This is a genomic window from Providencia xihuensis (genome assembly GCF_041953405.1).
Classification (GTDB): domain Bacteria; phylum Pseudomonadota; class Gammaproteobacteria; order Enterobacterales; family Enterobacteriaceae; genus Providencia; species Providencia vermicola.
Map to the genome: position 1 here is coordinate 2,855,086 of NZ_CP169565.1, position 18,306 is coordinate 2,873,391.

The 18,306-nt window shown below is 38.0% G+C and carries 14 protein-coding genes; 6 read left to right on the forward strand and 8 right to left on the reverse strand.

The window, feature by feature from the left end; translation table 11 throughout:
• Positions 1–6 precede the first annotated feature (6 nt).
• The 3 genes from ACE2AL_RS12930 to ACE2AL_RS12940 all read right to left on the reverse strand — a co-directional run bounded on the left by ACE2AL_RS12930 (position 7) and on the right by ACE2AL_RS12940 (position 4,814).
• The gene (locus tag ACE2AL_RS12930; RefSeq protein WP_272538644.1) at positions 7–291 is read right to left on the reverse strand and encodes a hypothetical protein; all 285 of its coding nucleotides are present in this window, start codon (positions 289–291) and stop codon (positions 7–9) included.
• A 189-nt stretch (positions 292–480) separates the two neighbouring features.
• Positions 481–1,959 carry a DUF3999 family protein gene (locus ACE2AL_RS12935; protein ID WP_375083571.1) on the reverse strand — a complete coding sequence of 493 codons (1,479 nt, stop codon included), beginning with the start codon at positions 1,957–1,959 and terminating at the stop codon, positions 481–483.
• On the reverse strand, positions 1,956–4,814 hold the full coding sequence (locus ACE2AL_RS12940) for a DUF2339 domain-containing protein (RefSeq protein ID WP_375083572.1): 2,859 nt from the start codon (positions 4,812–4,814) through the stop codon (positions 1,956–1,958). The genes ACE2AL_RS12935 and ACE2AL_RS12940 overlap by 4 nt, the downstream gene beginning before the upstream one ends.
• A 598-nt stretch (positions 4,815–5,412) precedes the next feature.
• On the opposite strand from ACE2AL_RS12940, the gene ACE2AL_RS12945 reads away from it, so the two are divergent.
• Both ACE2AL_RS12945 and glpX read left to right on the forward strand, forming a co-directional pair.
• Complete coding sequence (locus ACE2AL_RS12945) at positions 5,413–6,336, forward strand: AEC family transporter (RefSeq protein WP_206083927.1); 924 nt, start codon at positions 5,413–5,415, stop codon at positions 6,334–6,336.
• Between the two features lie 152 nt (positions 6,337–6,488).
• Positions 6,489–7,472 carry a class II fructose-bisphosphatase gene (gene glpX, locus ACE2AL_RS12950; protein ID WP_272680813.1) on the forward strand — a complete coding sequence of 328 codons (984 nt, stop codon included), beginning with the start codon at positions 6,489–6,491 and terminating at the stop codon, positions 7,470–7,472.
• 46 nt (positions 7,473–7,518) lie between these two features.
• Here glpX and dtpA read toward each other — a convergent pair whose 3' ends face one another.
• Entirely contained in the window at positions 7,519–8,991 is a 1,473-nt protein-coding gene (gene dtpA, locus ACE2AL_RS12955; RefSeq protein WP_206083925.1) for a dipeptide/tripeptide permease DtpA, read from the reverse strand.
• A 938-nt stretch (positions 8,992–9,929) separates the two neighbouring features.
• On the opposite strand from dtpA, the gene ACE2AL_RS12960 reads away from it, so the two are divergent.
• Positions 9,930–10,967, forward strand: coding sequence for a hypothetical protein (locus tag ACE2AL_RS12960; RefSeq protein ID WP_375083573.1), 1,038 nt, complete (start codon positions 9,930–9,932; stop codon positions 10,965–10,967).
• A gap of 65 nt (positions 10,968–11,032) precedes the next feature.
• On the opposite strand, the gene ACE2AL_RS12965 is transcribed toward ACE2AL_RS12960, so the two are convergent.
• The 4 genes from ACE2AL_RS12965 to dpiB form a co-directional block, all read right to left on the reverse strand.
• Positions 11,033–11,626, reverse strand: a complete 594-nt coding sequence (locus tag ACE2AL_RS12965; protein WP_272538648.1) for a carboxymuconolactone decarboxylase family protein — start codon at positions 11,624–11,626, stop codon at positions 11,033–11,035.
• A gap of 21 nt (positions 11,627–11,647) precedes the next feature.
• On the reverse strand, positions 11,648–12,991 hold the full coding sequence (locus ACE2AL_RS12970; RefSeq protein WP_206083922.1) for an MFS transporter: 1,344 nt from the start codon (positions 12,989–12,991) through the stop codon (positions 11,648–11,650).
• A 362-nt stretch (positions 12,992–13,353) separates the two neighbouring features.
• Positions 13,354–14,034, reverse strand: a complete 681-nt coding sequence (gene dpiA, locus ACE2AL_RS12975; RefSeq protein ID WP_349415239.1) for a two-component response regulator DpiA — start codon at positions 14,032–14,034, stop codon at positions 13,354–13,356.
• Between the two features lie 2 nt (positions 14,035–14,036).
• A complete protein-coding gene (gene dpiB, locus ACE2AL_RS12980) occupies positions 14,037–15,665 on the reverse strand; it encodes a sensor histidine kinase DpiB (RefSeq protein WP_272538651.1) in 1,629 nt (542 codons plus the stop codon).
• Between the two features lie 368 nt (positions 15,666–16,033).
• On the opposite strand from dpiB, the gene citC reads away from it, so the two are divergent.
• The 3 genes from citC to citE are packed head-to-tail and all read left to right on the forward strand — an operon-like array spanning position 16,034 to position 18,299.
• Positions 16,034–17,110 (forward strand): [citrate (pro-3S)-lyase] ligase, encoded by a 1,077-nt coding sequence (gene citC / locus ACE2AL_RS12985; RefSeq protein WP_206083919.1) that lies wholly within the window; start codon positions 16,034–16,036, stop codon positions 17,108–17,110.
• Positions 17,107–17,403: a citrate lyase acyl carrier protein gene (gene citD, locus ACE2AL_RS12990; RefSeq protein ID WP_206083918.1), complete on the forward strand. Its 297-nt coding sequence runs from the start codon at positions 17,107–17,109 to the stop codon at positions 17,401–17,403. Before citC ends, citD begins: the two co-directional genes overlap by 4 nt.
• Entirely contained in the window at positions 17,403–18,299 is an 897-nt protein-coding gene (citE, locus tag ACE2AL_RS12995; protein ID WP_206083917.1) for a citrate (pro-3S)-lyase subunit beta, read from the forward strand. The genes citD and citE overlap by 1 nt, the downstream gene beginning before the upstream one ends.
• Positions 18,300–18,306: the final 7 nt, after the last annotated feature.

The following is an 18,306-nucleotide window of genomic DNA, read 5'->3' on the forward strand; positions in this document are numbered from 1 at the left end:
CTCAAATTACAACTTACTTTTCTTTTTATTTAGGTTAAATTGGCGGTCGGTAAAACGTCGATCGTTGGTTGCGTCTTGCAGTAAAATACTCTCAAGCTCCTTAGCTTCTCGTTCGGACTCAATATCCCCTTCATTCTGCTGATTTTGATGTAACTGCACATACTCATACGTAATTGCATGGGGAGTAATCCCAGTTAATAACGTATTATCTGTGGCTTGGGCAAATAAAGTTGCTCCCGTAAATAACGCTATGCCGATAAATAAACGAGTAAATAAAATATTTTTCATCATGTTCTCCTTTCACTAAAATATGTTTTAGCGCGAAAGGCTGTCAAAAAAAACACAGAGTACGTAATTGTTTTAATGATTCAGTAAAATCATGTAGATATTTGTCTGAATGAACTATTTAGATATTTGAAACGTAAAAAGAGAGCAATCCGCTCTCTTTTATGCTGTTTCTATTCAAATAATGAAACGGTTTTATAATTCACCTTTCTCATTTTTGTTTCCAGAATTCACTTCCTTGAGCAAATACCAACAGAAATAGAGTAAAACAACAATCCCGATAAATAATAAAATCCATAATGAGATTGTTAACCAATTTGGGCCTTCATCGACAAGATCGGTCGCCGTTAGTCGCTCAATCCCCCCTAACGGCACGATTTCAGCGTCGGGATAAGTAACGGGATAACTCGACATTAGCTCTGCAACTGTATAAGTTTTCCCAACTAATTGGTTATACGTTAAATTTTCTTGTACAGCTTGTTTGTTTCCCCACACTAATAGGTAAGGAGCAGCCCCTTGCACATTAAATATCAAGTTGAGTGCATCTCGTTTACCCACAATACGTGGGGGTTGATCCTCCCAACTCCCTTTTAATGCAGAAACTCTTAATGAGCGGATCATTTCACCGTGTAAAACAATATTTGTATTACTAACCGTTTCACCGTTTGCATGCTGGTTATATGCCACAATATTCGTTAGTGGTAACCAGCTTTCCCCTCTATCTGATGAGTATTCTACTTTTAAAGGGATAACACGATTAGATTGCTGTAATTGTATTTGCAGTTCATCTAAAGGCTGCATTGAGGGTAATTGATAAATAACATGTTCCCGTGAAACCCCATCATTGGTCATTTCAAAATGGAATGACTCTTGACGACGAGTTGCTTTTAACACATCCGCATCAGCGCTTACTTTTAGTAAGTTAGGGATAACAACATCAGGGGAACTCGCAATAATGGCCAAAAGATAAGGTGCTTTCAAGACTTGAGCATTACCATTTAATAATTCAATTTGATTACTTGCAACAGTTTGATCATCCAACGTTAAATTCATAATAGGTTGATTTGTCGCCACATTAACCCAGTCTTCTTTATTATTGCTGGTAAAAATAAAGGCTTTTGCTTGCCAATCTTTTTCATGTTTAGCCCAATCCAGTGTTAGAGTTTTAATCACTGCATTTTGTTCTTGCTCTTCATTTCGAGTCAACAAATAAGCTTGATAAGATGCTTTATCTTTTGCTTGTGTATTTGGTAGCTCAAGGCGATTAACTTTACCAGGTATAGATTCTACAAGAAGATATTGCCTATCTTTACGCATATCTTCATCAGTATTTACATTATCAATACGCGTAACTAAATGTTGAGGCGTAAATGACACTTTTGCATTAGAAATAGATTTTTCAGCATCATAAAAAAGTACTGATGGAACTTCATCCCCTATTCCATTAAAGACACGAACATCTTGTAATGTATTTGGATAGGCAGAATTAAAGTAAGCATTCGCAGGCAGCTCAAGCCAATAAAAAGGCTCGTTTGTGTCTGAAATATTTATTTCTGCTCCCTGATAAAAATTATAAGGTGAATTATCTTTAACATCCTCGCCATATAAATGGCTCGAAAATAATAATGATAATGAAAAGACAGCAAGTAGCCCTCTGTATTTACTTAGACTCATGATTGCGTTTCCTGTTCGGATTTTCCTTTTGACTCTTTTGGTGGCAAAGGAGAAAAATACCCCACAATTAATATTACCAATGCCACACCAATAAAGGAGACAGCACGCGTAATTCCACCTTGTCCGTTAATATCAATTAAGAATAATTTTGCAATAACACAAGCAAAAATACCTGCACCGAAGAACCACCAGATCCGATTTTTCTTGATTGCCGAAATCACTGCACACATTAGTGCTGCAAGAGCCCAACTAATCGACAGAACGGTTTGTACTAAGCGCGAATCAAACAAGGTTTCATAATGCCAATTAAGCCCTGCAAAGTCAGCCGTTGCTCGAATGAGGATGCCATTAAACCACAAGGCTACAAGAGCGATGATTGCAACCAGTAACACTCGAAAAATCCAGAAGTCTATCTCAGTGACTTTACGTATTTTTTGCATAAAGCCTTTACGCACTAAAATAATCGCGGCAATGCTAAACAACCCTGCTTCATCTAATGGATTTATCAGTGGAATGTAATTCCAGAACGTTAATTTACCATCTTCTAAATTAGCATATCCCGATAAGACAACTAACCCAACAACAACGGGCAACAAACTATACCAGTAAATCAGTCCATTACGTTTCATTGGGGGCATTCTATTTTGCTGCAACCAATACAACACTAAAATTATTAATGTTATCGCCATAACATAAATAAAATAGCCCATTTCATGTTGCATTCCCCAAGGAAGAATAGAAACGAACCAATTTACTTGTGTTACAATAAATGCAAGGATTAACCATAAATTCGCGCCATGTAATACTCTTTGCATCCATGGGTTGCGAAGCTTATAAGCGTGGATCACAAATAATATAGAGCTGCCTAATACGACTGGCCAAATTAAGGAACCTTCACCTCGGCCCATCGGATTTTCATCATTTAAGAAATCGATACCGAGATAGTAATAACCCGCAATCCATAAGAAAGATTGGCAAAGAAGTAAAGGAACCCAATTAATACGAATCGCAAATAACCGCCAGAACCATACCGATATCACGACTAAGACCAGCATAATAAAGGATTCAGATTCACGGCTCCAGGAAAGTATATTAGTGAACATTGGCAACCAGCAATACCATGCCACTATTCCCATCACTAAAAAACCATAGCTAAATAATGAATAATTACTATCTTCATTTCGGCGAATGTGGAATAAACCACCCGCACCAAAGCAAGCAACAAGTAATACTGGCACCATATAAGTGCTGCTACGACTCCAATATAAGAATGGATAATCACTTAATAAAGTCACTACACTTACTAAAATCAGTAATGACCCTACCGCAGCTAATTTCCTTTGGTTTTGCTGTAAGCCAAACCACAGAAGTAATAACCCTTCCAATGACCAGATAATAGAAGTCCACTCAAATGTCAGCGCTAATGGTATGGCAAGGGTGACGAACCCAGCACCAATGATAATATTGCCTAGCGCCATGTTTTTGCCAATTTCTTTATAACGTTTATGAACTTGTAACCCTGCCACGAGGTACAATAAGCCAATCAATAGCGAGATAAATGCAGGTAATAATCCTACGCCTTCAGAAATAAAGAATTGCAACACAATACTAATGAAAGGTGGTACAAATAATAAAGTATTATCAACAAGAAGTTGTTTAGTGTGTTCGAAGCGTAATGAAAAGAGTTGTGTTAATGCATTAAAAATGATCAGGTTAGCGATAATAAATAATTGGCAAGATAGATAATAGTCAGATTGATAATTATCTAGCCCCCATAAAAGCGCCACCCCATAGGTCATAACCAGTCCAACGAGGTTCAATGGTCGCCATGCTTGCCACACACTAATAATTAAAATACCTGTTGATAACATCAGATAGTATGAGAAGAGCACGATGTGGCTGCCACCACCTGTAGATAATAGGATAGGAGCTAAATAGCCACCTAATGACGCTAAAACAGCTAAACTAATAGTACGTTGTAATAATGCAAGAGCGATACTGGCGGCACAAATTAACAACATAAATGCAAAGGCCATTCCATATGGCAACATGGTGTATAACTTAAAAGCAGCGAAAATAGTAATATATAAACAACCAATTCCCCCGCCTTGTAAAATTAAACCAAAAAGTGTTTTTTTATTACGTAACCACCAGCCCACACCTAATAGTATTAAACACCCTACCGCGCTGAATACTAAACGCATTTGTACAGAAATAATTTCGTTTTGTACGCTGTAGTTTAATAAGTAAGCAACACCAAGGAATAATAATAAAATCCCAATTTTAGCAACAGGATTACCTTTTAATAACCAAGTAAAGAAGTGACCAAATATTGATTTATCATTACTTGGCATATTTTGATTTGCATCCCAACCCTGTACATTTTTTGTTGTATTTTCTTTGGTGCTATTAAATCGGTTTGGGTTTACCTTAGATGACAAATTGCTATTAAACCGGTTTGGATCAACGTCAATATTATTTGAAGGCGTTGAAGGTGGTAGCGTCGTTATAAGCGCGTCTTTCACCCGTTCAATATTATCCCTAGGTTCTGCCTGTTGGTAAGCAACTGAGTTTTCAGCGACTATATCTTGTTCGCTTTCTGTAGAAGGCACTGAGTTTTGTAGTATTGATTGTTCAATATCATCAGTTTGCTCTGGGATGAGTTGTGTAATCTCTTGATGCGTTTGTTCTGAAATTGGGGATTCTGATAAGATACTCTGCGATTTTTTAAACTGTGCAACTTGTGTTTCTAATGAACGAACCTTCTGATTTAACTCAGAAATTTGATATTGCATTCGCCCAGTACGACTCAGCGAAACTATCGCTAAAATCGGCGCTAGTATAACAAGAATCACTAATATGAACCCTACTAGTATCCAAGTATCCACAAATAGGTTTCCTCATAATAAAATCCACAGTTTTAGATATGGCAAAGTGGCGTTTTGTGATTATCGCTAGTGTAGATATCATTGATTCTCTTGCCAACCAAATGTAATAAACTGTTACAAAATACTTCGTTTTAGTTTTGGTAAAAGCGCTCTTATCACACAAAAATGATAACCATTATTAATACGTGGTTTAAAAGCTAATGTAACTAAGAAAACCCTTAATCATCATTTAGTCATATTCAAAATAAGCAATAATTTGAATTTATTTTAATTTCCCGATAGTCTATTTAAGATGATTACTCCAATAAATTTAAAAATATAAATTTAAATAGTGTTTTTAAATTTATTTATATATACACTTATCAATTAACACCTAAAAAACAAGTAATCACTATCATTTAATGATGACAACAATTTGAATTTTACATCATCATTGTTATGTCAATTAATAATTGAAATACCAACAGAGACTGAAAATAAAGCTTATTCCAAAAGGCAAATACATATCGTTAGTACATTTGTAAAGATTGTCGAAATAAGAAGAATAGTATAAGGAGAATTCTTCATGCTACTCCATATCATCCTCGCTGCACTTGGTCCAATCGTTCTTGGTTTAGCTGTTGGTTGGCTATCTGGGAAATATGGTTTTATTAAAAGAGAATATTCGCAGGCTTTTGCTGACTTTGTTGTCAAAATTGCCTTACCATTCGCATTATTTCTTGCAGCCGCTCAAGCACCACCATCTGTATTGCTCAATATCGATTACTTATTAGCATTGGCTGTCGGATTAATTGCAACTTATGTTATCGGGTTTGTTTTCGGTAAATTTATTTTTCGTCACAACAAAAAAGATGCTGCCATGCAGGCATTATCGGTATCATTCCCTGATATGGCCTACTGTGGGCCACCTGTCTTATTAGCTACTGTCGGATCATCTGGATTGATTGCAATGGTATTAGGTAACCTTATTTATACTGTTATCATCATTCCATTCACCTTACTGATGATTAGTGGCTCTCAACAAGGTCATAGCGTTTTAAAATCAATTGGTAAAGCGGTTGCCCAACCTTTAGTATTTTTGCCAATCCTAGGTGCATTACTGGCTATTTTTGGCGTGAAGTTACCTGAAATCTTACAAAATTCCGTCAATGAACTAGGAAAAACAGCGGGAGGGGTTGCTCTCTTTTTCCTTGGTCTGTTACTTTCAGGTATTAAGTTAACTATTAGCAAAGAAATTATTTTTAACGTCTTTATTAAAAACTTTGTTCAAGCAGCCTTGATTTTAGGGACGGGTCTTGCATTAGGCCTTCAAGATGACTTATTAAAAGCAGCCTTTATTATTGGCGTATTACCGACTGCAACAGCTGTGCCTGCTTTAGCCATTAGTAACCAAGCTTATACGGAAACATCCGCAGGGACAGTGTTACTCAGTACCCTCGCCGCTCTGATTTCTATTATTGGTGGTATTGCCATTGTCGAAATGCTGTAACCCCCTGAATTAAAGCAGGTCAACTTTTGGCCTGCTTTCTCTTTCATCCCACCTAGCTGGTTTTATCAGCAATTATTTGCAAGATAGATCACAAAAAACGTATCATAGCGCTAAGTATTTTTTCTTTTAAGCATCTGGGATATTAATAAATAATGAAAATCAGTGATGAGTTAGCCTCCGCTATCGCTTCCGTCACCGAAGTTGCTGCCATTGCAGCCTTCGACTGGGTAGGTAAACAAGATAAAAATGCTGCGGATAAAGCGGCTGTTGAAGCCATGAGAAATCGCCTTAATGAAATTGATTTCTATGGAAAAATTGTGATTGGTGAAGGTGAAATTGATGAAGCGCCAATGCTTTATATCGGTGAGCAAGTGGGTAAAAAATCGGGTGTCGAAGGGCTTGATATTGCGGTTGACCCAATAGATGGCACCCGAATGGTTGCCTGTAATGAGCAAAATGCAATTACTGTTCTGGCCGCCGCACCAACAGGCTCATTACTTCAGGCTCCTGATATGTATATGGAAAAACTCGTTGTTGGAGCGGCGGCAAAAGGTGCCGTTCATTTAAGCCACCCGCTTGAAAAAAACCTTGAGTTTCTTTCATCTGCATTGAATAAACCCATTTCGCATCTTTCCATTGCTGTTTTAGATAAACCGCGCCATGAACACATTATCAAAACCATTCGTAATTTTGGCGCTAATGTAATTACCATTCCTGACGGTGATGTTTTAGCCTCATTACTAACAATACTTCCAGAACATCCAATTGATATGATGTATGGTACAGGTGGAGCACCAGAAGGTATCATCAGCGCAGCAATTGCACGAGCGTTAGGTGGCGATATGCAAGCTAGGTTGATCGCTCGAGATAAAGCAAAAGGTGATAGCGATGAAAATAAACTGCTCGCCATACAAGAAGCGATACGTTGCCAACAAATGGGCATCGAAATTGGTGAGATTTTATCGTTAGAGCAAATGGTTAATACGGACGATGTCATTTTTGCTGCTACTGCAATTACACCAACAGTTTTAATGGGAGGTATTTCAACAGATGCCTATAGTCGTATTTCGAACACCCTTCTGGTTAATGGACGTTCTCGTTCGTTAAAGATAATCAATAACCGCTATTTTAACTAGCTTTTGATGGTATTAAAAAAGGGCCTCGAGGCCCTTTTTTAATTGATTACTCAGCGCGGTCTAGCGTCATACGATTTAACATTGGTGCGGTTAACACCATAATAATCGCAATCGCCCCAGTCACTAAGCCTATCTTCAAGAATACATCACTGTATACAGCTAATGATTCGACTTTACTGGTCAGTTCGCCTTCTGGCGCTGCGGCCATCGAGGCAACATACCCTGCAATAAAGGCAGCCGCAGAGTTCGTTAAGAACCAAGCACCCATAATGAAGCCCATTAAACGCTGTGGTACTAATTGAGCGACCATCGCTAAGCCCAAACCAGAAATCATCAGCTCACCAATACTTTGGAAACCGTAACAAATCACCAGCCATTGGACAGACACAATACCCGCTTCGTTAGCAAATTTAGCACCTAGTGGCAGTACTAAGAATGCCGCAGAACACAGAACCATCCCAATCGCAAATTTATGAGGCATCGGCAAATTATCACCCATTTTGTTATAAATTGCCGCTAAAATTGGGCTCCCAATCATAATCCATAATGGGTTCAATGCTTGGTACTGTGCAGGTTCAATTGAAAAACCGAAAACTTCGTGCTCAACATTATGCAATGCAAAGAAGTTTAATGAGGTCGGCATTTGACTATATAAAACGAAGAAAACTATTGCTTCTAACATCAGAATTAATGCAACAATCATCCGGCGACGCGCAGTACCTTTTAAAGCGAGCGTTTCTTTAATGAAGATAACTAAAATCCCTAAAGAAATGATTGCTAAAGCTGTACGTGCAACACCTAAGTTATGCAGCAACCATGTAGAAATGGCAATTAATGCCACTACACCAATCACAGTTGCCACTAAGCGAGAAATCACTACTGGCGCAAAGTCAGGTTTCGAACCATGCTGAGAAACCCATTTCTTGCACATATAGAAGTTAATCAATGTAATGATAAGACCAACGACACTCAGAGAGAACGCAACGTCCCAACCGTAGTGTTTGGCTAACCAAGGCGTTGCAATCATAGAGAAGAATGAACCGATGTTTACGGACATGTAATACATGGTAAACGCGCCGTCCAAACGTGGGTCATCTTTTTCATAACAGGTTGATAATAAAGAAGACGGATTTGCCTTAAATAAACCATTACCCACTGCTATAGTTGCAAGCCCTACATACACCATTGACACATCATGCCCTGAGAAAGCGACAAATGCATACCCTGCAATTAAGGTCAGTGTCCCTAAAACGATAACGCGTTTTGTGCCTAAGATTTTATCCCCTAACCAACCACCTATTGCAACAAAGCCATAAACTAATGCTGCAAATGCAGAGAATAAGGTGATGGATTCGGTTTCTGACATGCCGAGAACTTGGCTCAGGTATATAGGCAGGATACCTTGTAAACCGTAGTAACCAAAACGTTCCCAGAGTTCGATAGAAAAGATGAGATAGAACGAGCGAGGTTGCTTAAACGCGTTAAGACTGACTTCCTCTTTATTATTTGTTGTGGACACAAGTTACCTCTAGTACAACCTGTACATATGCAAAAAAACCACGGAGCGCTCGTTGCGCTCTCGCATTGTTATGATCTCAAGAATTAACGTTGGAAGGGCTCACTACAAATTAGAAGAGCGTCATTCCCTGACCTCAAAACAAACAAAAAACGTGTGTAGAATTGTTTTTAGATCTCAAACATAAAATTCAATGAGTTAAAGCATATTTGATTATTTATTCAACATTAACCGGTAGATATCCCGCCAAGAACTAGATAATCAATTAAGCCATATACGTTATTTATGCACCAAAACTATAGAATTAGCCAGTATTAATTACTACATCAATGAATTATTATCGTGATTAACTTCAATTTGTTACAAAATACCAATATTATTATCGACCACTAATTAATCAGTTGTTTCTCTAATGTTAAGGATATTATTCCATATTTTAATTATATTCATGGAATATGTCATACCACATTAACCCTGTATCCTCACGTTAACTTGGGGATAATCTCAATGGGAAAAAGGCATTTTATAAATTGGAAAGTGGCGATATCGTCATGAAAGGATGTTGCTCAGGAATTTTAGACAAAAAAAAGCCCAGTAAATAAACTGGGCATAATGCATTCTACTCAAGGATCTTTTTGCTAAATTCAAACTATCACTACGTAGGTGCATTATTACATTACTTCGTGTAAAGAAATGAATGATGAGGGTAAATATATGAATGTTTACGCAAGCAAACAGAAATATAGTTACTATTAAGACCTATGTACTTCAAAAAAAGTTCATCTTTTTTTTATTTTTTCTGCATCTTTTTTGATGGCAATAATTAACCATTTGATTTATTGATAATAATGTACAATCAACCAAATGATTGCACTGAACTCAGCAACACGATAATTTACCTTAAATGGTTTTTTAAGAAATATAGCTCGAAGGAAATCCCTGTGAAAAAAAATTTTTTACCCTTATTTTTGATAAGCTGTTTATTTATTCCTTCGGCTTTCGCGGAAAAAGTTAGCACACCGCTGGATGAAAAATCACTGATTGAACTTGCCACTCAAGGGCAAGCTGAAGCTCAATTCAATTTAGCGATGTTTTACCAATCTCATGGACAGCTTGACGACGCCCTAAAGTGGTATCTTCTTTCTGCTAATCAAGGCTTTAGTAAAGCTCAAATTAACTTGGCACTGATATACCAGGAAGGTTCTGGTGTCCCTAAAGATGAAAAACTGATGCTACATTGGATGCAATTAGCTGCTGAAAATGACGATCCTATTGGCCAAATGAACATGGCAGAATACACACTGCATGGCATTGACAATCTTTTAGAGAAAAACCCAGAATCTGCAGAACAATGGCTTAAAAAAGCGGCTGAACAACATTTCCAACCAGCGATGCTCACGTTAGCTTATTGGTATGAAGAAGGAAAAGCGGTCACAAAAGACCCGCAAAAAGCCCAAAAAATTTATCTCGCACTCGCTGAACAAAATCACCCACAAGCACTCTATTTACTGGGCTATCAAGCCGCAACTGGTATGTACGACAAAGTCAATTATGCCCTCGCGTTTGATTACTTCACACGCGCTGCTGAGCTTGGTTTCTCTCCTGCACAAAATAGCCTCGGCATGCTATACCTGACGGGCCAAGGAACGAAAAAAAATACGCAATTAGCCATCAAATGGTTAACCCTCGCCGCCAAGCAAGGGGAAGTCTCCGCTCAGTTTAATTTAGCGTTAATTTATGCGCGCGGCGATGGTATTAAAGCCGACCAAGAAAAAGCCTGTCATTGGTTTATTAAGGCCGCCCAACAAAATAGTGCTGATGCGCAGTACGCAAGTGGTGCCTGCTACCAATATGGAATGGGTGTTGAACAAGATGAGGTGAAAGCACTACGTTGGTATAAACTTGCCGCAGCAAAAGGCAATGAGCGCGCTGAGAAAAAAGTACTGATTTTGGAAAATAATCTGAAGAATAAAAAATAACGCAGTGGCGTGTGGCTCTCAAAGAGAGCCACACGTTGTTTAGTACTGTTGTTTAGTACCGTCGCTTAGGATCTAGCATATAAATATTGGTAAATATCTTGGTTGTTAGAATAAACAATACCTGAGCTTAAAATATCAACAACCAACAATGCTTCTGTAATTCTATTCTCATCAACGCCATTTTTGTGAGCTAACGTTAATAGGTGATCAGCGAGAGCTCTATTGCCCTTATATTTGGCAATACCAAATAGCGCTAATATTTTAATTTCTCTTGCTACAAAAATAGCATCAAGCTGTTGATTGACATAAGTAAGAGCTTTGGGAGAAATATAATATTTAGATATTCCGCTTTTATCTTCATCTAAATATAGATTTGCATCTAATGCCAAAAGGCTATCACCGGCAATATTATACGCACCTGTTAAATAGGAGATTTCAGCGATTTCATCAAAAGAAGCACCATCTTGCTGCGCCGCTTTGGCATGGTGCAATAAACAATGCTGGCAATTTGTCGCTTGAGCAATTGCAACCGCAATTAAATGCTTATTTTTTGCGCTTATTGTTTCATTATTCCAACTTCCCGTCGATAATTCACGAAAATTACGCGTCTGTATTTGGGTTTTATCCAGCTCAGCGATGTTAAAGGTAGATTTTGCCATGATATTTCCTATTCGTTTAAATTATAATGAAACCGCTTCTTGTTTTGTTAAATCTGGCGTCTTACCTTTTGGTTGCTTCGCAATAGGGTCATTTGCCTTATATGCTGCAATCAAACTAATAAAACATAACGCTGAAATATATAAAGAAACTAAATAAGGGCTCTGATTATTATATTGTAATAATGCAGTCGCAATAAATGGCGTTAATCCACCTGATAACAAAGTACCAACTTGATAGCCCACGGAGACACCACTGTACCGAACTTCAACAGGAAATTGTTCAGCAAACCAAGCGGCACCAATGCTATAAATCGCAGCATCAAATAATGCCAAGAAAATGGTCATGACTAAAGGTAAATAAAATAAATTACCATTATCTAAGAAATAGAAGAATGGCCATACTGCAATGCCAATACTAATTAATGCAAAGAATGCGGGGATCCTTCTGCCTATTTTATCTGACAAAAGTGCCCAAAAAGGGGTTGTTAATACTGAAACCGCTGATGCAATAATAATTGATGTTAATACAATACTGGTATCTTGGTTCTTTAATTTTAAATAACTTAAAATAAATGTCGTTAATATTGCATACATTGCAGGTTGCGCTAATCGTAAACCTATCGTAATAAAAACTGATCTTTTATGATTTTTAATTAATTCAATTAATGGGTATTTTTGTATTTTCCCTGACTTTTTAAGCGCGAGAAACTCATCTGATTCCGTTGTTTTTAGCCTAATAATCAGCCCGATGACGACAAGAATAATGCTAACGAAAAATGGAATACGCCAACCCCAAGTTAAAAAGCTCTCTTCTGACATTGTTGATTTTACAACTAAAAATGCAGCTGAGGCCAGTAACATACCTGTTGCTGAGCCAATCTGAGTAAATGAACCAATAAACCCTCTACGCTGCGGTTTCGTATGTTCAACCGCTAATAACGCCGCACCACCCCACTCAGCACCGCTAGCTAAACCTTGAAGCAGGCGAATAATCACAAGCAAAACAATGGCATAAATACCTATTGAATCAAAACTCGGGATCAACCCAGTAATAAATGTCGCCACGCCCATTAAAAGTAATGAGTAAACAAGTACTTTTTTTCGCCCAATTTTATCGCCAACATGCCCCGCAATAAAACCGCCTAATGGCCGGGCAAAAAAGCCCACACCATATGCCGCAAATGAGGAAAGTAATGCAACAGATGGGTCCGTGCTTTTTGAAAAAAATAATGTTGAAAAAATTAATGCGGATGCAGTGCTATAAATATAAAAGTCATACCACTCGATAGCTGTACCAATAAATGATGCTAATGCATACTTCCTTTCTTTTGGTGTTATTTTATTTTCTTTAGTTGTTATAGACATATAAATAATGACCCTGTGTTTAAATGGTCATCACATCCTATAATCAAAATTAAATAAGGATTAATATTGATTTAGTCTAAAATATAATTTTTTAGTGTTAAATTATTTTCATCTAACTCATGAAAATTTAATTAAAAACATAAAATACTATCCTAACTATTAGAAATAATAAAAATGGCTTTAAATTAATGATTTTGTAGTTTTTTATATTAAGCGATATTTTATTGAATATAAGAACATCATCTAGATAGTTCAAATTACAGGTAGGCAGTCAATAAGGGGAACTCGGGGAGCACACAGAAGTATGTGACCCGAGTCATCGCATGCAGCCAACACCCCTACAACGTGGAATATGACGAAGATTAGGGGCGACCGCGGTAGATCCTTTGAGGGCGTCCCACCTTCCCATACTCTATCTCAGCTTCAATCTTATTTTTTGCCAAGCAGTATTCTAGATAGCGCCTTGCGGTTGTGCGGCTAAGTTTAATCGTTTCTGCAATGCTTTCTGCGGTATATTCCGCTTCAAGATCTGCAAATAATGCTAGCACTTTTTCGAGTGTGATCATGTCGATACCTGTCGGCAGTTCCTCTTTGGATTCACCGCGTGCATAAGTATTAAACATATCATCGATTTTACTCTGGTTCGTTTTACTGTTGGTTTGTAAAACAGATTTACGCTGGATATATCTATCCAATGTTTGGCCTAAACGTTCATACGCTATTGGCTTAACCAAATAATCAAAAACGCCAAGACGAATGGCTTCAGTCACCGTTTCCATATCACTCGCTGCTGTCGTAAATACGATATCAGCACTATTTCGTTCTTGAATTAATTCATGAACGAGATCGATTCCTTTGCCGTCAGGTAAATAGTTGTCCAGTAAGATCAAATCTGGCTTCATGTATTCAATCATTTTTCTGGCTTCAGCTAAATTACCTGCCAACCAAACCTTGTCACAAGCTGGATATGCTTTAATGTACTCGCCGTGCATCTCTGCTAAAAGCAGCTCATCTTCCACAATGAGGATTTTTATCTTAATCATTTTTATATCTTCACTTTCGGAATAAAAATTGAGAATACTGTACCATGCGGCTGATTTTCTTCAATAATTACCGCGCCATTACAGCGTTTAATATAAGAAGCAACAAGATATAACCCTATACCATGACCTTCCGTCATTTCGGTTTTCGTTGTCACTCCGCGCTCAAACCATTTGTCTTGAATTTCTGCAGGGAAACCGCATCCTTGATCTGCAACCTCAATGACAATCTCCCTTCCTTCATCGGAAAGGTATAACTCCACTTGTTTATTACCCTGGTTATTTTTCAAACTGGCTTCAAATGCGTTATCGAGCAAATTACCTAATATGGCACAAAATTCTGTACTATTTAAGGACTCAGGCAATACATGAAGCTGGCTGCCTGGTGTAAAAACCAACTGTAAGCCCAATTCTTTTGCACGGTGATACTTACCAAACAATAACCCAGCAACTTGCTTATCAAAGAACTGTTCACGTAACGAATCTATAAGTTGTTGCTGAGATTCAGACTCACCTTTAATTAATGCAAGCGCTTGATCATATTCTTTCATTTGCAATAAACCACTCAACGTAGACATCCAATTTAGATGCTCATGCCGCAGAGTACGCAAATTTTCTACGTATTGGCGTACTTGTGTCAATTGGGAATTTAATGATTCAATATCATTTTGGCTACGAAAGCTAATAACCGCCCCGGCAAGCTGCTCACCATCACGAATAGCCACGCGGTTTGCAATCACATTTAAACCATTAAACTCACAAATCACGTCGTGTTTAATGGTTTCAATATCTGTAATGAAAAAATCAGCTGGCGATATATGCTCCGACACCCGTGTCCCTGTTAATTGGCCCAAAGGCTTGCCTAGGGATAACATCTTTCTCGCGTTAGAGTTAATATTAATAATCTGCCCTTGAGTATTTACCGCAATGACCCCTTCAAATACAGCCTCAAAAATCCCTTTTTGCACTAACACTAATTGGGCAATTTCTTCAGGTTCCATTTCTAACATTTGTTTTTGAATTAAACGTGAAAATGCCCATGACAAAAAAAGCAAGATAATCAATATTCCTAAGAAGGTCGCACCTGTCTGGACAAACAATTCACTGCGCGAGGTATCTATCTTGTTTGATAGATAACCAATCGAAACGACACCAATGACTTTCCCTTGTTCATCAAAAATGGGCGTTTTCGCTCTGACAGCATTCCCCATTGAGCCTTCACCATTAATGAAATAGCTTTCCCCTTTTTCTAATGCACCGGGTTTATTCCACTGCATTTTAAAACCAATTTTTTGGCTATTCGGGTGATATAAGCGCATTGAGTTTTCATCACCGATCACCACATAATCATAGTTTGAGTCTTGATTTAGCTTATCTGCAATCAACTTCAATTTCGGGATATCTCTATTCTTTACGGATTGCACCACCCCATCAATAGACGCAATTAACTTTGCTTGGCTCATGGCTAAAGATTGAATATTGGCAATCAACCGATTTTCCGCAGTATCTGTAAAGTATTTACCCAACCCAAGCGTCAAAAGCACAGAAACAATCAATAGAAGAAAGAAAACTCGCACTGAAAAGGAAATTGAGTTTACTTTTGTCAATGTAGAGAAAGCATGCTCTTTTTTCATATAGGCTCTTGTTACCAACTGAAAAGTAAAAAACTTGTTACAGTAGAAATCACAGAATAATTGATATTAGAAATATAAGCTAGAGACATAATACACATATTATTAATTAAACACATTAAAACCAAGTAATAAAGCACATATCGAATAATTAAAAACATTAAAACCATTAAACAAATACAAACTCATTTTAGAAACATGAAATAGGTCAAATATATTAAATATAGGACCTTTAATATTAATCTTGAAAAAGATAATTAAATAAGAGTTTATATTTTTAAGAATAAGAAAAACCAAAAAACACTTATTTAATTAATTTTAACATTAGCAACATTTTAAAAACATCTCTAAAAGAGATGCAGGATACTATTATGTTCGAAAACATAACGTTTAATCAGGTAAAACGTCATGAGAACAGGAAACTTGCTGAAATAACTCAGTTTTTAAAGGAAAATGATTTAGAGCTTGATGCAAGCATTGACGTTTTCATTACGATAACCCGTAATGAGGAATTAATCGCGTGTGGTGGACTGGCAAAAAACGTTATTAAATGCGTAGCAATTAGCGATGACGTTCGTGGTGAAGGTCTCGCGTTAAAATTAGCAACCGAGCTTGTTAATCTTGCTTACGAAAATAATACAACTCATTTGTTTATTTATACTAAATTTCAAAATGAAAACCTATTCCAGCAATGCGGTTTTCATACTATAGCGACTGTGCCTGATGTGATGGTATTGATGGAAAATAGTTGCTGTTATCTAAAACGTTATATTCAAAGTTTAAAAGCACAGCGTGTCGACGGTAAAAAAATTGGGGCCATCGTAATGAATGCCAACCCATTTACCTTAGGCCACCGTTATTTAATCGAACAAGCAGCTAAAGCCTGTGATTGGCTCCACTTATTTGTTGTTAAAGAGGATACCTCTCGCTTCCCTTATAAAGTCAGACTGAACTTAATTGAAGCAGGTACAAAAGGTATTGAGAACCTCACCATTCACCGTGGTTCTGAATATATTATTTCTCGGGCAACGTTCCCTTGTTACTTTATTAAAGACAAAACGGTAGCCAATAACTGTTATACCGAAATCGATATTAAGATTTTTCGCCAATATATTGCCCCTGCATTGGGGATAACCCATAGATTCGTCGGATCAGAGCCATTTTGCCAAGTCACCAACCAATATAACCAAGACATGCGCTATTGGCTTGAAACGGATGCGATGAATTTTCCTCCTATAGAACTCGTTGAATTTCCGCGAACAGTCATCAACGGAACGGCGGTCTCCGCCTCACAAGTTAGAAGACTACTCGCTAAAAAAGATCTTGCGGCTATTAAGGCGATTGTGCCTGACGCGACATATCAATATTTACAAGAGATGCTCGCTAATCAAGCAACATCAACGACAAACCGCATCGAAAGTTCTGAATTAGCTATAGGTGAAATATGAAGATTAAACATGCAGCCGTTGCTGGCACACTTGAATCAAGTGATGTCATGGTTCGAATAGAACCGCTAGAAGATACTCAAGAAGTTTCCGTGCAAATAACCAGCAGTGTTGAAAAACAATTTGGTGATGCTATCGCCAGTATCGTTCAGGAAATGATAGTTCAGCATGATATTCAAGGTGCTCAAATCATCGTCGATGATAAAGGTGCATTAGAGTGTGTACTAAAAGCGCGTTTGGAAGCCCTACTCGCTCGTGCTTGTGATATCGATTATTTGCCATGGGAGAATAAATAATGACACCAGAACAAAAATCACGTACACGCAGAAGCATGCTTTTCGTTCCTGGTTCAAATGCGGCGATGTTAAGCAACTCGTTTATTTATAAAGCAGATGCACTGATGTTTGACTTAGAAGACTCCGTGACATTACGCGAAAAAGATACCGCACGTCGCTTGGTTTATCATGCATTACAGCACCCTTTGTATGCCGATATTGAAACTATTGTTCGTGTGAATGCTTTAGATTCTGCCTTTGGTGTTGCTGACCTTGAAGCTGTTGTTCGTGGCGGCGCAAAAATTGTGCGTTTACCAAAAACAGATACTGCTCAAGATGTCACCGATATCGAAACTGAAATATTACGTATTGAAAAAAGTTGTGGTCGTGAAGAAGGTAGCACAGGTTTATTAGCAGCGATTGAATCACCGATGGGGATCACACAAGCGGTGAATATCGCCCACGCATCACCAAGACTTATTGGCATCGCATTAGGTGCCGAGGACTATGTCCGCAATTTGCGCACCGAGCGGTCTCCTGACGGCGTTGAACTCCTCTATGCTCGGTGCGCCATTTTACAAGCCGCACGCTCAGCAGGTATCCAAGCCTTTGATACCGTTTATTCTGATGCAAATAATGAAGAAGGTTTCCTACGCGAAGCCGCACACATTAAACAACTCGGCTTTGATGGCAAATCATTAATTAACCCAAGACAAATTGAGTTACTCCATAACTTGTATGCGCCAACTCAAAAAGAAGTCGACCATGCTCAACGTGTTGTTGATGCCGCAGATTCCGCAGCCCTTGAGGGTAAAGGCGTGGTGTCATTAAACGGAAAAATGGTTGATGGCCCAGTCATTGACAGAGCCCGCTTAGTATTATCTCGCGCGGCATTATCTGGTATTCGGGAAGAGTGAGGCAAAA

Excerpts from the sequence above, each read along its gene's own strand:
- citD (WP_206083918.1), top strand. The coding sequence starts at position 17,107 with ATGAAGATTAAACATGCAGCCGTTGCTGGCACACTTGAATCAAGTGAT.
- ACE2AL_RS12965 (WP_272538648.1), bottom strand. The coding sequence starts at position 11,626 with ATGGCAAAATCTACCTTTAACATCGCTGAGCTGGATAAAACCCAAATA.
- ACE2AL_RS12930 (WP_272538644.1), bottom strand. The coding sequence starts at position 291 with ATGATGAAAAATATTTTATTTACTCGTTTATTTATCGGCATAGCGTTA.
- ACE2AL_RS12935 (WP_375083571.1), bottom strand. The coding sequence starts at position 1,959 with ATGAGTCTAAGTAAATACAGAGGGCTACTTGCTGTCTTTTCATTATCA.
- citC (WP_206083919.1), top strand. The coding sequence starts at position 16,034 with ATGTTCGAAAACATAACGTTTAATCAGGTAAAACGTCATGAGAACAGG.
- citE (WP_206083917.1), top strand. The coding sequence starts at position 17,403 with ATGACACCAGAACAAAAATCACGTACACGCAGAAGCATGCTTTTCGTT.
- dpiA (WP_349415239.1), bottom strand. The coding sequence starts at position 14,034 with ATGATTAAGATAAAAATCCTCATTGTGGAAGATGAGCTGCTTTTAGCA.
- dpiB (WP_272538651.1), bottom strand. The coding sequence starts at position 15,665 with ATGAAAAAAGAGCATGCTTTCTCTACATTGACAAAAGTAAACTCAATT.
- glpX (WP_272680813.1), top strand. The coding sequence starts at position 6,489 with ATGAAAATCAGTGATGAGTTAGCCTCCGCTATCGCTTCCGTCACCGAA.
- ACE2AL_RS12970 (WP_206083922.1), bottom strand. The coding sequence starts at position 12,991 with ATGTCTATAACAACTAAAGAAAATAAAATAACACCAAAAGAAAGGAAG.
- ACE2AL_RS12945 (WP_206083927.1), top strand. The coding sequence starts at position 5,413 with ATGCTACTCCATATCATCCTCGCTGCACTTGGTCCAATCGTTCTTGGT.